At 66.8% G+C, this 14,453-nt stretch carries 13 protein-coding genes; 3 read left to right on the plus strand and 10 right to left on the minus strand.

The annotated features are described in order from the left end of the window. Window position 1 precedes the first annotated feature (1 nt). Genes pgaB through pgaD form a run of 3 tightly spaced genes read left to right on the plus strand, consistent with a single transcriptional unit; the run spans window position 2 to window position 3,613 of the window. Complete coding sequence (gene pgaB / locus AC5P9L_RS10695; protein WP_005413999.1) at window positions 2–1,888, plus strand: poly-beta-1,6-N-acetyl-D-glucosamine N-deacetylase PgaB; 1,887 nt, start codon at window positions 2–4, stop codon at window positions 1,886–1,888. 1 nt (window position 1,889) lies between these two features. Then, window positions 1,890–3,146, plus strand: coding sequence for a poly-beta-1,6-N-acetyl-D-glucosamine synthase (gene pgaC, locus AC5P9L_RS10700; protein ID WP_049460532.1), 1,257 nt, complete (start codon window positions 1,890–1,892; stop codon window positions 3,144–3,146). Then, window positions 3,143–3,613, plus strand: a complete 471-nt coding sequence (pgaD, locus tag AC5P9L_RS10705; RefSeq protein WP_005410359.1) for a poly-beta-1,6-N-acetyl-D-glucosamine biosynthesis protein PgaD — start codon at window positions 3,143–3,145, stop codon at window positions 3,611–3,613. The genes pgaC and pgaD overlap by 4 nt, the downstream gene beginning before the upstream one ends. Window positions 3,614–3,748: 135 nt before the next feature. Here pgaD and AC5P9L_RS10710 read toward each other — a convergent pair whose 3' ends face one another. From AC5P9L_RS10710 to AC5P9L_RS10755, 10 genes are all read right to left on the minus strand, one after another. Further along, window positions 3,749–5,020, minus strand: a complete 1,272-nt coding sequence (locus AC5P9L_RS10710) for a glutamate-5-semialdehyde dehydrogenase (RefSeq protein WP_241880178.1) — start codon at window positions 5,018–5,020, stop codon at window positions 3,749–3,751. Further along, window positions 5,017–6,174 (minus strand): glutamate 5-kinase, encoded by a 1,158-nt coding sequence (proB, locus tag AC5P9L_RS10715; protein ID WP_227415672.1) that lies wholly within the window; start codon window positions 6,172–6,174, stop codon window positions 5,017–5,019. Before proB ends, AC5P9L_RS10710 begins: the two co-directional genes overlap by 4 nt. Before the next feature lie 11 nt (window positions 6,175–6,185). Further along, window positions 6,186–6,449 (minus strand): YciI family protein, encoded by a 264-nt coding sequence (locus AC5P9L_RS10720; RefSeq protein WP_005414003.1) that lies wholly within the window; start codon window positions 6,447–6,449, stop codon window positions 6,186–6,188. Next, entirely contained in the window at window positions 6,449–7,744 is a 1,296-nt protein-coding gene (argH, locus tag AC5P9L_RS10725) for an argininosuccinate lyase (RefSeq protein WP_049460530.1), read from the minus strand. The genes AC5P9L_RS10720 and argH overlap by 1 nt, the downstream gene beginning before the upstream one ends. 20 nt (window positions 7,745–7,764) lie before the next feature. Further along, window positions 7,765–8,718, minus strand: coding sequence for an N-acetyl-gamma-glutamyl-phosphate reductase (gene argC / locus AC5P9L_RS10730; protein ID WP_049395390.1), 954 nt, complete (start codon window positions 8,716–8,718; stop codon window positions 7,765–7,767). Next, a complete protein-coding gene (locus tag AC5P9L_RS10735; protein WP_049418141.1) occupies window positions 8,715–9,317 on the minus strand; it encodes a GNAT family N-acetyltransferase in 603 nt (200 codons plus the stop codon). The genes argC and AC5P9L_RS10735 overlap by 4 nt, the downstream gene beginning before the upstream one ends. A 3-nt stretch (window positions 9,318–9,320) precedes the next feature. After that, window positions 9,321–10,649: an acetylglutamate kinase gene (locus AC5P9L_RS10740; protein WP_005410366.1), complete on the minus strand. Its 1,329-nt coding sequence runs from the start codon at window positions 10,647–10,649 to the stop codon at window positions 9,321–9,323. Between the two features lie 25 nt (window positions 10,650–10,674). Continuing rightward, window positions 10,675–11,763, minus strand: coding sequence for an acetylornithine deacetylase (locus tag AC5P9L_RS10745; protein WP_171968715.1), 1,089 nt, complete (start codon window positions 11,761–11,763; stop codon window positions 10,675–10,677). Window positions 11,764–11,914: 151 nt separating this feature from the next. After that, entirely contained in the window at window positions 11,915–13,111 is a 1,197-nt protein-coding gene (locus AC5P9L_RS10750; RefSeq protein WP_227415671.1) for an argininosuccinate synthase, read from the minus strand. A gap of 119 nt (window positions 13,112–13,230) precedes the next feature. After that, window positions 13,231–14,241 carry an N-acetylornithine carbamoyltransferase gene (locus AC5P9L_RS10755; protein ID WP_049412647.1) on the minus strand — a complete coding sequence of 337 codons (1,011 nt, stop codon included), beginning with the start codon at window positions 14,239–14,241 and terminating at the stop codon, window positions 13,231–13,233. Between the last annotated feature and the right edge of the window lie 212 nt (window positions 14,242–14,453).

Raw genomic sequence — 14,453 nt, forward strand, 5'->3', positions numbered from 1 at the left:
CATGGCCCGCATCCTGCGACTGATCGTGCTCCTGCTGCTGGCCGCCACGCCGCCGGCGTTCGCGCAGCAGGCCCTGCATCTCGATGCCACTGACAACGGCCTGCTGATCCTCAGCTACCACGACATCCGCGACCGGGTCGCGGCCAAGGGCGACGCCGATACCTACGCGGTGAGCACGCAGAACTTCGCCGCGCACCTGGATTGGCTGGGGGCACACGGCTACCACCCGGTGTCGCTGTCGCAGGTGATCGACGCCTCCCAGGGACGCGCCACGCTGCCACCGAAACCGGTACTGCTGACCTTCGATGATGGCCTGCGCAGCGTCTACGACAAGGCGTTCCCGCTGCTGCAGGCGTACCGCTACCCGGCGCTGGTGGCAGTGATCACCGATTACGTGGACATGGCGCCCGGGCGCACGATCGACTATGGCTACCGGCCGTTCGGCCACGATGACTTCGTTACCTGGGCGCAGCTGAAGCAGATGCACGACAGCGGCCTGATCGAAGTGGCCAGCCATACAGACGACCTGCACCACGGAGTGCTTGCCAATCCGCAGGGCAATTCGACGCCAGCGGTGGTCACCCGCATCTACCGGCCGGCCACGCGCAGCTACGAGAGCGAGGCGCAGTACGAGCAGCGCCTGCGCGCCGATCTCGGCCGCAGCGTGCAGCGCATCCAGCAGCATCTGGGCGTGCGCCCGCGCGCCATCGTCTGGCCGTACGCGGCCTACAACCAGTTGAGCAACGACATCGCCGAACAGCTGGGCATGCCGGTGTCCTTCGATCTGGAAGGCCGCAGCACACCAGTGGCCAGCGACCTGCATGGGCTGGCGCGCTTCCTGGTCAGCGACAACCCGACCGTGGAGGGCCTGGCCTACGAGCTGCGGCGCGACGTTGCGCTCGACGGCATCCGCGCGTTGCAGGTCGACCTGGATGATGTGTACGACCCGGACCCGGCGCAGCAAGGGCGCAACCTCGATGCGCTGATCGAGCGAGTCAAACGCATCTCGCCCACCCACGTCTACCTGCAGGCGTTCGCCGATCCGGACGGCAACAACACCGCCGATGCACTGTACTTCCCCAACCGGCACATGCCGATGCGCGCGGACCTGTTCAGCCGGGTCGCCTGGCAGCTGAAGTCGCGCGCGGGGGTGAAGGTCTACGCATGGCTGCCGGTGCTCGGCTTCGAGCTGCCCGACCCCGTGCAGCGCAAGGCACTGGCGATCCACAACGGCGATGCCGACGGCATGTACCGGCTGGACTTCACCAATCCGAAGGCACGCCAGATCATGCTCGACATCTACGAGGATCTGGCCGTCAATTCGTATTTCGAAGGCCTGCTCTTCCATGATGATGGCTACCTGCGCGACACAGAACTGCCCACGCTGGCGGCCGGCGACGATGGCAGCGCTCGCACCCGGGCGCTGATCGACTTCACCCTGGCCCTGCGCGACAGTGCGCAGCGTTGGCGGCCGAAGCTGGCCACGGTGCGCAACCTGTACGCGGAGCCGGTACTGCGTCCGCAGAGCGAAGCCTGGTTCGCGCAGCGCCTGGACCTGTTCAACAAGGCCTACGACCAGACCGCACTGATGGCAATGCCGTGGATGGAAGGCAGCAGGCATCCGGAACGCTGGCTCGACCAGCTGCTGGCCGCGGTGCGTGCGCACGATCCCCAGTTGCAGCACACCCTGTTCGAACTGCAGACCGTCGATTGGCGCAGCGGGCAACCGATTCCCGCCGAGCGGCTGCGCGCGCAGATCCGCCAGCTGCAGGCGCAGGGCGTGCACCACTTCGCCTGGTACCCGGACGACTTCATCGCCGGCCAGCCTTCCACCCATGATGCCCGCGCGGCGATGTCCGCCGGCAACTTCCCGTACCCGGAGAAGTGACATGGACATGCACCCGCTGCTGCAGGTCCTGTTCCAGTTCGCCTTCTACTACCCGATGGTGATGGCGTTCTTCTGGATGTCGGGCGGCCTGTATTACTACTTCCGGCGCGAACGCCATTCGCGCCCACGCAACGACCCCCCGCTGATGGTCGATCCACCGTTCGCGAGCCTGTTGATTCCCTGCCACAACGAGTCCGCGAACCTCGACGACACACTCGGCGCGGCGCTGGCACAGCGCTATCCGGCCGACTACGAGGTGATCGCCATCGACGATGGCAGCAGTGATGACACCGGCGCCCGGCTCGACGTGCTGGCGGCGAAGCATCCGCGGCTGCGCGTGCTGCACCTGGACCGCAACCTCGGCAAGGCCAACGCGCTGCGCATGGGTGCGCTGGCGGCCCGCTCGGAGTACCTGGTGTGCATCGATGGCGATGCCATGCTGGAGGAACACGCCCTGCACTGGATGGTCTGGCACCTGGTCAGCGGCAACCGCGTCGGTGCGGTCACCGGCAACCCGCGCATCCGCAACCGTTCCACCCTGCTTGGACGCCTGCAGGTGGCCGAATTCTCCTCGATCATCGGCATGATCAAGCGCGCGCAGCGCGTGTACGGGCGCATCTTCACCATCTCCGGAGTGATCGCCGGCTTTCGCCGCACCGCCCTGCACCAGGTCGGCTGGTGGTCGGACGACATGGTGACCGAGGACATCGACATCAGCTGGCGCCTGCAGCGTGCGCATTGGGACATCCGCTACGAACCCAACGCGCTGTGCTTCATCCTGATGCCGGAAACGCTGAAGGGCCTGTGGCGGCAACGGCTGCGCTGGGCGCAGGGTGGCGTGGAGGTGATGCTGCGGCATGCGCGTTCACTACTGCACTGGAAGGAACGGCGCATGTGGGGCGTACTGCTGGAGTACGTGCTGAGCGTGATCTGGGCCTACACCATGTTGTTCATCGTGGTGCTGTGGGTGCTGGGCAAGCTCATCGACCTGCCGCCGCAGCTGTACATCGCCAGCCTGCTGCCGCAATGGCATGGCGTGATCCTGGCCCTGGTCTGCCTGATGCAGTTCGCCAGCAGCCTGATCATCGACCGTCGTTACGAAACACAGATTGGACGCAACTACTTCTGGGTCATCTGGTACCCGATGGCGTACTGGCTGATCAGTCTTTCCACCACCCTGGTGGCGTTGCCGAAGACCCTGCTGCGCCGTCGCAGCAAGCGCGCCACCTGGACCAGTCCCGATCGGGGGATCCGATGAACGCACAACGCCCGTCCAACCGCTTCGACTCGCGGATGATCCGCAAGCCGCATCGCCAACCACGCTTCCAGCGCACCGCCTGGGGCTTCGTCACTCTCGCGTTCTGGGGGTTCTACTTCTACCTGTGGGCACCGTTGGTGACCCTGTTCTCGTGGCTGATCGGCGGCCAGCTGGCCTGGCAGCAGCTGTACGAACGGCAAAGCCAGTTCGACCCCTATGTGCTGGTGGCACTGCCGCTGATGCTGCTGTGTGCCAGCGTGCTGCTGATCGGCTGGGCCGAGTACAACCGCGCGCGCTTCCGTGGCCACGAGCGACGCCTGCCGCGACCGCTGGCCAGCCTCAATGAAGTCGCGGCCGATCTGGGTGCCAGCACCGGCCTTGCCGAGCGCCTGCTGGGCTGCAAGGCCGCCACGCTGCACATGGACGATCACGCGCGGCCGATCGGTATCCGCCGCGAGGTGGTGTGACGCCCCGGTAGTCGCCGACCCGGGTCGGCGCTTGCTTTGGTAGCTGCCGACCCTGGTCGGCGCTTGGGCCTGGTGGGCGCCGACCTTGGTCGGCACCGGGGTCTACCGCGAAGAGCATCCGCGCATCGCGTGGATCTACTTGCGCGTCTGCCCTTCACCGCGCACGACAAATCGTTCGACGGTAAGTGCTTCCAGGCCCATTGGGCCGTACGCATGCAGGCGCGTGGTGGAAATGCCGATCTCGCTGCCCAGGCCCAGCTGGCCACCGTCGGAGAAGCGCGACGAGGCATTGACCATCACCACCGCCGAGCGCAGTGCGTTGACGAAGCGCTCGGCATGGCCGGCGTCTTCGGTGGCGATCACTTCGGTATGGTCGGAGGTATAGGCACGGATGTGCGCGATGGCCGCCTCGAGGTCATCAACCACGCGCACGGCCAGCACCAGGTCGAGGAACTCGGCAGCGTAGTCGTCTTCGCTGGCGGCGGTGCTGCCCGGCAGCAGCGGCTGCGCGTTCGTGTCGGCGCGCAGCTCCACGCCACGCTCACCGAGCGCCTGCGCCACGCGCGGCAGAAAGGCTTCGGCCACATCACGATGCACCAGCAGGGTTTCCAGCGAGTTGCAGGCCGACGGACGGCTGCACTTGCCGTCCACCAGAAGGTCGATGGCTTTGCCGAGGTCGGCGCTGGCATCCACGAACAGGTGGCAGACACCCTTGTAGTGCTTGATCACCGGCACCCGCGCATGCTCGGCAACGAAGCGGATCAGGCCTTCGCCGCCGCGCGGAATCGCCAGATCGATCAGTTCATGCAGCTGCAGCAGCTCCAGCATTGCTTCGCGGCGCAGGTCGGTCAGCACGGTCACTGCCGCCGCCGGTACGCCATTGGCCTGCAGGGCGACGGCCAGCGCCTGGGCGATGGCGGTGTTGGAGTGGACCGCTTCGGAACCACCGCGCAGGATCACGCCATTGCCGGCCTTCAGGCACAGCGCAGCCGCTTCGGCGGTCACGTTCGGGCGCGCCTCGTAGATCATCGCGATCACGCCCAGCGGCACGCGCACCTTCTGCACGCGGATGCCGTTTGGACGCACATCGTCGCGGGTGATCTGGCCGACGGGATCGGGCAGCGCGGCGACCTCACGCACGGCTTCGGCCATCGCGAACAGGCGTGCCGGGTCCAGCGCCAGGCGGTCGAGCATGGCACTGCCAATGCCTTTCTCGCGCGCAGCGGCAAGGTCGCGCGCATTACCGGCCAGGATCAGCCCGGCATTCACTTCCAGCGCCTGGGCCATCGCCAGCAGCAGCGTGCGGCGCGCCGCACTGTCGAGGCCGGCAACGATCTGGGCCGCGTCACGGCAGGCACGCGCCTGCGCTTCGATTTCGCTCATCGGGGAGTCCTTCAAACCGGTCATGGCAGCACCAGATCGTCGCGATGGACGACACTGCCACCGTAGTTGTAGCCCAGCACGGCCTCGATGTCGCGCGAATGGCGGCCGGCGATCCGGCGCACATCATCGGCCGCGTACTGGCTGACACCGCGCGCCACGCAGACGCGGCCCTGTGGCGCGTTCCAGCACACCTGCACCATGTCGCCACGGCGGAACATGCCCTCCGCGCCGGTGATGCCGCCGGGCAGCAGCGAGGCGCCCTTCTCGCGCATCGCCTGCGCAGCGCCGGCATCGATCACGATCGCACCCTCGACCAGCGGCGCGTGCCGCAGCCAGTGCTTGCGGGCCGCCTCACGGCTGCGCGCGGCGTGGATACGGGTACCGAACAGGCGGTCCTGGGCCAGCGCGCGTACCACGTCACCGCTGCGGCCATTGAACAGATAGGTTTCGATGCCGAGACGACCCGCCTTCGCTGCCGCTTCCAGCTTGGTCCGCATGCCGCCGGTACCGGCGCGCGAGCCGGCGCCGCCGGCCATCGCCAGCACCTCGTCACTCAGTTCCGGCACGTCGTGCAGCGGCCGCGCGTCGGCCACGGTGCGCGGGTCGGCGCTGTACAGTCCGTCGATATCGGTGGCGATGAACAGCGCATCGGCATCGACCAACGCCGCCACCGTCGCCGCCAGGTTGTCGTTGTCGCCAAGCTTGAGCTCGTCCACCGACACGGTGTCGTTCTCGTTGACCACCGGCAACGCGCCCAGCCGCAGCAGTTCGTTGAGCGTGGCGCGGGCGTTGAGGTAGCGGCGGCGGTTGCGCAGGTCGTCATGGGTCAGCAGCACCTGCGCCACCGGGCGCTCGAAGAAGCGCTGCCAGAGCCCGATCAGCTGGGCCTGGCCGAGCGCAGCCAGCGCCTGCCGCGCCGCCATCGCCGCGCCAGGCTCATCGGCCCGCGGCAGGATCGCGCGCCCGGCAGCGACCGCGCCGGAAGACACGATCACCACCTCGCGCCCGGCCAGGACATTGGCCGAGACGAACTGCGCCAGGCCCAGCGCGTGGCGTGGTGACAGGCCGCCGCCATCGGCTGCCAGCAGGCTGCTGCCGACCTTCAGCACCGCACGCTGCCATGGCGGCAGCGCTTGTTCGGGGAACGGCGAGGCGACGTTGGCAGCGTGCTGGATCATCGGTCAGTGTCTCAGCGGGTGTTCCATTCGTGCACGGTCAGCTCGGAGGCCTGCATCGTCACCAGCGGATCGGTGGCGACGATGGCCTGCGCCTGCGCCAGGCTGTCCACGTTGCACAGCACATAGGCGCCACCACTGCCGTCGGCGAAACCACCAGTCAGCTGCAGCTTGCCCTGCGCCTGCAACGCATCGAGGAAATCGCGGTGCGGCTGCACCGCTGCATCGTTGAAGTCCGGCCGGCGCATCGCCATCACCAGGTAGACAGTGCCCGCCATCAGGACAGCGCCTGCCAGCGCGCGCGCAGTTCGTCCAGGCGCAGGTCGGCGGCCGAACCCGGCGACACGCGCGCGGCGAGGCTGCCTTCCGGGGTACGCCCCTGCCCTGCACTGTCGGCACCGGCCGCAGCGGCCTTGTAAGCCTCACGGAACGGCACGCCGGCCACGGCCGCTTCCACCGCCACGTCGGTGGCATACATGCCCGAATCGATGGCCGAACGCAGCTTGTCGTCACGCCATTCCAGGTTGGCCAGCAGCGCCGGCAGCAGCTCCAGCGCGGCCAGGCCACGGCCGAAGCCGTGGAAGATGGCACCCTTGGACGACTGCAGGTCGCGGTGGTAGCCCGACGGCAGCGACAGCAGCTGCTCGATCTCGGTGCGCGCTGCGGCGACGCTGGCGTGGGTCGCACGCATCAGCTCGATCACGTCCGGGTTGCGCTTGTTGGGCATGATCGAACTGCCGGTGGTGTACTGCGCCGGCAGCGCGACGAAGCCGAACTCGGCGCTGGTGAACAGCGACAGGTCCCAGGCGATGCGGCGCAGGTCCAGCGTGGCACCACCGAGCGCTTCCAGCGCGGCCAGCTCGAATTTGCCGCGCGACAGCTGTGCGTAGATCGGCGAGATCTGCATGCGCGCAAAACCGAGCGCAGCCGTGGTGTGCTCGCGGTCCAGCGGCAGGTTCACGCCGTAGCCGGCAGCCGTGCCCAGTGGATTGGCATCGACCAGCGCATGGGTGTCACGCGCGCGGATGGCATTGTCGATGAAGGCCTCGGCCCAGCCCGCCCACCACATGCCGGCCGAGGACACTACGGCGCGCTGGATGTGGGTGTAGCCGGGAATCGGCAGGTCCTTCTCGGCCTGTGCGCGGTCCAGCGCGACCTTGGCCACTTCGGCGCTGAGCTGTGCCACGCGCTGCAGCTTCTCCTTCAGCCACAGGCGGGTGGCGACCAGGATCTGGTCGTTGCGGCTGCGGCCGGTGTGGATCTTGCGGCCGGCATCGCCGAGGCGTTCGGTCAGGCGCGCTTCGATCGCCGAGTGGCCATCCTCATACTGGGTATCGAGCACGAAGCGGCCTTCGCGGAAGTCCTGCGCCAGCACCTCCAGTTCGCGCAGCAGGCCGTCCAGCTCGTCGGCACTGAGGATGCCGATGTGCTGCAGGCCTTGTGCATGTGCGGCGCTGGCGGCGATGTCATGCAGGAAGAACTCGCGGTCGAGGATCACGTCGTCGCCGGCGAGGAAGGTCTGGATCTGGGCGTCGACAGCGACGCCGGGCTTCTGCCAAAGAAGGTCTGCCATGGGGGCTCCGGAAGGCGTGTTCAGTGCGGGATGGACATCAGTTCATCGATGCCCAGCGCGAGGTTGAGGTTCTGCATGGCCTGGGTGGCCGCGCCCTTGAGCAGGTTGTCCAGGGTCGCCACCACGACGACCCGCTTGCCGCCCGGCGCGAGCGTGAAGCCACCGACCTGGGCACCGTGTCGGCCGGCGATGCGACTGACCCACGGCGCGTCATCCACCACGTCGATCAGGGGTTCGCCGGCATAGGCCTGCTGGAAGCGCTCGACGATCTGTTCGCGGGTCTGCACGCGGTTCAGCCACAGGTTGGCGGTAAGCGTGATGCCCCGGAAATGCGGCGCGACATGTGGCATGAATTCAACAGCCACGCCCAGCTGCACCGACACCTCGCGCTCGTGCACGTGGTTGGTCAGCGCGTAGGGCATCAGGTTGTCGGCCAGCAGTTCGACGTTGTTCTTGTCCGACGGCGTGGTACCGGCGCCGGAGTAGCCGGAGACACCGAAGCACTGCGGCGGACCGGCCAGCAGGTCCAGCAGCGGATGCACCGCCAGCTGCATCGCCGTGGCATAGCAGCCCGGGTTGCTGATGTGCTTCTGGCCGTTGTAGCGGCCGCGGGTCAGCTCCGGCAGGCCGTAGTACCAGCTGTTGTCGAAGCGATAGTCGGCCGAGAGATCGACGATGACGGTGTCCGGCTTCGCGGCTTCCAGCGCAGCCACGAACGGTGCGGCCAGGCCATTGGGCAGGGCCAGGATCACTGCGTCCACACCCTTGGCCGCCACCGCGTCGGCGTCCAGGTTCTCGTACTGCAGATCGCCCTGGAATTCCGGGTGATGGTCGGACAGGCGCTGCCCGGCGCGCTCGCGCGAGGAGACGAAAGCCAGTTCCAGCCGCGGATGGGCGGCCACCAGCTTGATCAGCTCGGCACCGGTATGGCCGCGGGCACCGACGATGCCAAGGGTAAAGGTCGAATCGTTCATGCGTGGCTGTCCAGGCGGTACTGCAGGTGGCGCTTCACGCCCTGCCATTCCGCATCGATGATGGAGAAGATGACGGTGTCGCGCGGCGTGCCGTCGGCATGCCGCTTGTGATTGCGCAGCACGCCGTCCTGCTTGGCGCCGAGGCGGGCGATGGCAGTGCGCGAGGTGGCGTTGAACCAGCTGGTTTCCAGCACCACGCTGATGCAGCCCAGCGTTTCGAAGGCGTGCTGCAGCAGCAACAGCTTGGCTTCGGTGTTGGCGCCGGTACGCTGCACGCGCGGCGCATACCAGGTGTAGCCGAGGCTGAGTTTCGGCACACCGGCATCCATGTCATAGAAACGGGTACTGCCGACGATTCCGCCAGCCGCATCACGGATCACGAACGGCAGCACCTTGCCTTCGCTCTGCGCCTGCAGCGCGGCCCGCACATAGGTCTCGGCCTGTTCCGGCGACGGCACCTGGGTGTACCAGAGCTGGTCCAGGCCGCTGCCTTCAAGCGCATCGCGCAGGCCGGGCACGTGTTCCATCTGCAGCGGCTGCAGGGTTACGTGCTGGCCGCGCAGGGTAGGAACCGTGTTCCAGGCATCGAGGTTGCTCATTGCTCAGCCCTGCAGGCTCGGGGTGCGCTGCGCGCAATGATCGACATAGGTCTTGATCCGGTCGATGCCATCGGCACCGAACCAGAATACCTTCCAGTGGTCCTGCTTGTAGCAGCCGTCGGATTCGGCGTAGTAGAAGTGATTGATCGGGTTGCCATGGCGCGAGCGCCAGAACAGCTGCGGCGTCTCTTCCAGCATCACGTTCCAGACCGCACGGCCCAGGCCCTCGCCCTGCGCGTCGTCGAGCACGGCGAACTTGTCCAGGTACACGCCCTCTGCCTCGTCGGTGAGGATGACCGCGGTGCGGTAGTTCTCGCTGACGTAGGCGCGCAACAGCTTGGTCTTCTCGAAATAGTCCGGCACCAGCGCGCGGCCGAAGCTGGATTCGATCAGGCCCTTCAGGCGCGGCAGGTCCAGTTCGTTCCAGGCGGTGGCGCGCAGCACCTTTTCACCCTTGCGCACCAGCGTGCCCGAACCCTTGTGGGTGAACAGTTCCTTGGCCAGGTCGGCCGGGCGCGTGATCGACACCGACGATTCCAGCGGCAGGCGGTCGAGCAGATCCTTGATCTGTTCGATCTTCACCTTCATGCCGCCGTGGATCCACGGCTGCGCGATCAGGTGGTCGTACTCGGTGGACAGGTTGATCGAATCGATCACGTTGCCCGCCTCGTCCAGCAGGCCGCCCGTGCCGGTCAGGAAGATGATCTTGTACGGCTGCAGTTCCTGTACCAGCTCGTTGGCGGCGAAGTCGGCGTTGACGTTGAGGATCTGGCCGCCGGCGGTCTCGCCCAGGCTGGTGATGACCGGGATCGAGCCGGCGCGCAGGCTGGCCTCGATCGGTGCCAGGTTGACCTTCTTCACCTCGCCGACCAGGCCGTAGGTATCCACATCCAGGTACTCGGCTTCGAACACGCCGCCGGTGATCGAGGTGGCGCGCGCGCCGTTCTGCTGCAGCGCCTCGACCAGCCGCAGGTTGGACTGCTGGAACACCCGGCGCACGATCGCCAGCGCTTCCGGCGAGGTCACGCGCAGGCCGTTCACGGTCTGCTTCTCGATGCCGGCGGCCGACAGTTCGGCATCCAGCTGCGGGCCGGCGCCGTGCAGCACGATCGGGGTCAGCCCGACTTCCTGCAGGAACGACAGCGAAGAGGTCAGCGCGTCGAGGTCGTCGCGCAGCACCGCGCCGCCGACCTTGACCACGGCGAAGCGCTTGGCATCCAGCTGCGAGAAGCGCTTGAGGTACTGGCTGATCTCCTTCGCGCTGGCCATGCTGGAAAGCAGGCGCACGATGGTCTGGCGGGTCTGGCGATGGGGCTGGAGGGCAGGAGACATTTCGGTTTCGTCGGAAAGGGAAGAATCAGGCGCCGGCGGCGATGATGCGGTGCACGGCGTCGGTGTAGCGCTGCAACTGCTCCAGCGTCACGAACTCATCGGCGGTGTGGGCCTGGGCGATGTCACCCGGGCCGAACACCAGCGTGGTGTAACCACCGGCCGAGAACAGCGAGGCCTCGGTCCAGAAGTCCACCGCGTTGCCGATCGGCAGTTCCAGCGCATCGGCCACGTCACGTGCCAGCAGGCGGCGGTTCTCGGCTTCGGCGATGTCGCCGGCCGGCAGGCTGGGGCCACGGAAGGTTTCGGTGAACAACGCCGCTTCCGGCTCGGCGAAACCGGCGAAGGTGGCCAGCAACGCGTCGATGTTCATCGACGGCAGCGGCCGGAAGCCGAAGCGCACTTCAGCAGCGGGCGCGATCATGTTGGCCTTGATCCCGCCTTCGACGCGGCCGATGTTGAAGCGCAGGCCCGTCAGCCCACCGAAGCGCGCCGAAGCCAGCGATTCCACATGGTCCAGCGCGCGGTTGCCCCAGCGCATCGCCTGGTGCAGCGCGCTGGCAGCCGCATCCTGCTTGCCCGAGGCGTGCCCTGCACGACCGGCGAACTGCATCAGCACCGAGCTGATGCCGCGATGCGCCAGCACCGCTTCGCTCATGGTCGGCTCGGCCACCAGCACCGCGTCGTACGGAATGCCGCGGGCCAGGAACGCGGCGATGCAGCGCGGATCGTTGGCTTCTTCATCGCTGGAGAACAGGAACGCGGCATCACCATCGCTGGCATTGGCCGCAGCCACCAGTGCAGCGGCCGCGCCCTTGATATCACACACGCCCAGGCCGACCACGCGGTCGTCCAGGCGGCGCATCACGTGCGGGTCGGCACTCCAGTGCGGTGAGTCCGGCACCGTGTCCAGATGCACGTTGAACAGGTACTTCGGCGTCCCGCGCACGGCATACAGGCTGACCGCACCGGCGCCATGGTCGATCACCTCGACGTTGAAGCCGGGCAGGTTCGCGCGCAGGTAATCGAAGATGCCACCGGTGGTGATCGCACGCGGCGGGTTGCGGGTGTCGAAGGACACCAGGGCCTGCAGGTGATCGAGCGTCTGTTCAAGCATGTGTCTGAATATCCGTAGGGTTCGAAATCGGTAGTGCCGGCCGCTGGCCGGCTCCGCAATGATCCAGCCGTGCCACGAGCCGGCCAGCGGCCGGCACTACCCTCCATCGACGTTGCGAGGCGCCGGCCAGCGGCCGGCACCCCGTCACAGGTCAACCGCGATTGACCTGCGCATAGACAGTGGAGCTCATTCCGAACAGCTTGATGAAGCCCTCGGCCTCCTCCACGCCCCAGTCGGCCGACTGCGCGTAGGTGGCGCCCTTGGTGTTGAGCAGGTGCGGCGACTTAACCGCCACTGCATCGACGCGGCCACCGCGGGTTTCCAGCACCACTTCACCGTTCACCTTGGCCTGCGAGGACTTCAGGAAGGCTTCGATGTCGGTCTTCAGCGGGTCGTGGTAGAAGCCTTCGTACACCAGCTCCACCCACTTGCGCGCCACGTCCGGCTTGAAGCGGTTCTGCTGCTTGGTCAGCACTGCATCTTCCAGCGCGCGGTGTGCGGCCAGCAGCGAAACCAGGCCCGGGGCCTCGAACACGATGCGGCCCTTCAGGCCGATCACGGTGTCGCCGGTGTACACGCCGCGGCCCACGCCATACGGGGCGAACAGCTTGTTGAGCTGGGCCAGGATCTGGTCACCCGGCAGCGCCTTGCCGTTCAGTTCGACGGCTTCGCCTTCGACGAACTTCAGGCTGACGGTCAGGGCCTGTTCCGGCCACTCGCTGCGCGGTGCGCACCAGCCACGCGCGCCTTCGCCCGGGGCTTCCCAACGGTCGATCTCGCCGCCGGACATGGTCAGGCCCAGCAGGTTCTCGTTGATGGTGTAGGCCTGCTGCTTGGCGCGCACGCCGAAGCCGCGCTCTTCCAGGTACTTCTGCTCGTAGGCACGGGTCTGGGTGTGTTCCTTCTGGATCTCGCGGATCGGCGCGATGATCTGGTAATCGCCCAGCGCCTTCACGGCCAGGTCGAAGCGGACCTGGTCGTTGCCCATGCCGGTGCAGCCGTGGGCGATGATGTTGGTGCCCAGCTCGGCGGCACGCTTCAGCGCGGCATCGACGATCAGGTAGCGGTCCGAGACCAGCAGCGGGTACTGGCCCTGGTAGCCTTCGCCGGCCCACACGAACGGCTTGACGAAGCCTTCCCAGATGGCCGGGCCACCGTTGACGGTGACGTGGCTGGTCACGCCCAGCTCGGCGGCGCGCTTTTCGATGAAATCGCGCTCTTCATCATCGACGCCGCCGGTGTCGGCGAACACGGTGTGCACGTTGTAGCCGCGCTCCTGCAGGTACGGCACGCAGAAGCTGGTATCCAGGCCGCCGGAGAAGGCGAGAACGACGTCTTTGTTGCTCATGGGGGTCAGGTCCACTTGGGGGATGAGAATTCGGTAGAGCCGACCGTTGGTCGGCTGGAATGTTGGATGCGCCGCTGCGGGAGCAGCCGACCAACGGTCGGCTCCCCCCCTTGTCCGATCTAGCGCCCGGCAACCGCCGCCATGATCGCCTTCTGCACGTGCAGTCGGTTCTCGGCTTCATTGATGGCGATGCACTGCGGCGAATCCATCACCGCGTCGGTCGCCTTCACGTTGCGGCGCAGCGGCAGGCAGTGGCTGAACACACCGTTGTTGGTCAGCGCCATCTTCCGCTCGTCCACGATGAAGTGCTTGAACTGGTCGCGGATCGGCTTTTCCGGTTCCCAGTTGCCGAAGAACGGCAGCGCACCCCAGCTCTTGGCGTAGACCACGTCGGCGCCGGCGTAGGCGCTGTCGATGTCATGGCTGATCTTCAGCGAGCCGCCGCTCTCGGCCACGTTCTGCTCGGCCCAGCCCATGTAGCGGTCGTCGAGGATGTAGTCGGCGGTCGGGCACAGCAGGGTCACGTCCATGCCCATGCGGGTGGCGATGGTCAGCGCCGAGTTGGCCACTGCGGTGTTCAGCGGCTTGGGGTGGTAGGTCCAGGTCAGCACGTACTTCTTGCCACGCAGGTCCTGGGTACCGAAGTGCTCCTGCAGGGCCATGATGTGGGCCAGCTCCTGGCACGGGTGGGTGATGGTCTCCATGTTGATGACCGGCACCGGCGAATACCTGGCGAAGCTGTTGAGGACGATGTCCTGGCGGTCGTAGGCCCAGTCGATGAACTTGGGGAACGCACGCACGGCGATGATGTCGCAGTAACGGCCCAGCACCTTGGCCACTTCAGCAATGTGTTCTTCGGTATCGCCGTCCATCACCGTGCCGAGGTTGAACTCGATCGGCCACGCATCCTTGCCCGGCTGCAGCACCACCGCGTGGGCGCCGAGCTGGAACGCGCCCAGTTCAAAGCTGGTGCGGGTGCGCATGGACGGATTGAAGAACACCAGCGCGATCGACTTGCCCTTGAGCTGGTCGCCGAGCTTGTTGCGCTTGAACAGCGCGGCCTGGGTCAGCAGCGCGTCAAGATCGCTGCGGCTCCAGTCCTGGGTGTTCAGGAAGTGCTTGGGGGACATCATCTTTCCTTGCGTGGCGGCGCCGGGTTCGACGCGGTGGAAGGGAAAACAGGAAGCAAAGGTGGAACGAAAAGGTTGCAGTTGCAGCTTTCAGAACGCAGAAACGAAAAAACCCAGCCGGGCGGCTGGGTTTTTTTCGGACGAACAGCAAAAAGCTCCGGTTACCCAGCGAGGATGTGGGGTTCCGGTCGACGCGCACGCGAGGTCATGCC

It is taken from the genome of Stenotrophomonas sp. YJH_SMC_64 (assembly GCF_059371375.1).

Coding starts and splice junctions, on each gene's coding strand:
- proB (WP_227415672.1), bottom strand. CDS start 6,174: ATGATCCAGCACGCTGCCAACGTCGCCTCGCCGTTCCCCGAACAAGCG.
- pgaD (WP_005410359.1), top strand. CDS start 3,143: ATGAACGCACAACGCCCGTCCAACCGCTTCGACTCGCGGATGATCCGC.
- AC5P9L_RS10740 (WP_005410366.1), bottom strand. CDS start 10,649: ATGTCTCCTGCCCTCCAGCCCCATCGCCAGACCCGCCAGACCATCGTG.
- AC5P9L_RS10720 (WP_005414003.1), bottom strand. CDS start 6,449: ATGGCGGGCACTGTCTACCTGGTGATGGCGATGCGCCGGCCGGACTTC.
- AC5P9L_RS10710 (WP_241880178.1), bottom strand. CDS start 5,020: ATGACCGGTTTGAAGGACTCCCCGATGAGCGAAATCGAAGCGCAGGCG.
- pgaB (WP_005413999.1), top strand. CDS start 2: ATGGCCCGCATCCTGCGACTGATCGTGCTCCTGCTGCTGGCCGCCACG.
- AC5P9L_RS10745 (WP_171968715.1), bottom strand. CDS start 11,763: ATGCTTGAACAGACGCTCGATCACCTGCAGGCCCTGGTGTCCTTCGAC.
- argH (WP_049460530.1), bottom strand. CDS start 7,744: ATGGCAGACCTTCTTTGGCAGAAGCCCGGCGTCGCTGTCGACGCCCAG.
- AC5P9L_RS10750 (WP_227415671.1), bottom strand. CDS start 13,111: ATGAGCAACAAAGACGTCGTTCTCGCCTTCTCCGGCGGCCTGGATACC.
- AC5P9L_RS10735 (WP_049418141.1), bottom strand. CDS start 9,317: ATGAGCAACCTCGATGCCTGGAACACGGTTCCTACCCTGCGCGGCCAG.
- AC5P9L_RS10755 (WP_049412647.1), bottom strand. CDS start 14,241: ATGTCCCCCAAGCACTTCCTGAACACCCAGGACTGGAGCCGCAGCGAT.
- argC (WP_049395390.1), bottom strand. CDS start 8,718: ATGAACGATTCGACCTTTACCCTTGGCATCGTCGGTGCCCGCGGCCAT.
- pgaC (WP_049460532.1), top strand. CDS start 1,890: ATGGACATGCACCCGCTGCTGCAGGTCCTGTTCCAGTTCGCCTTCTAC.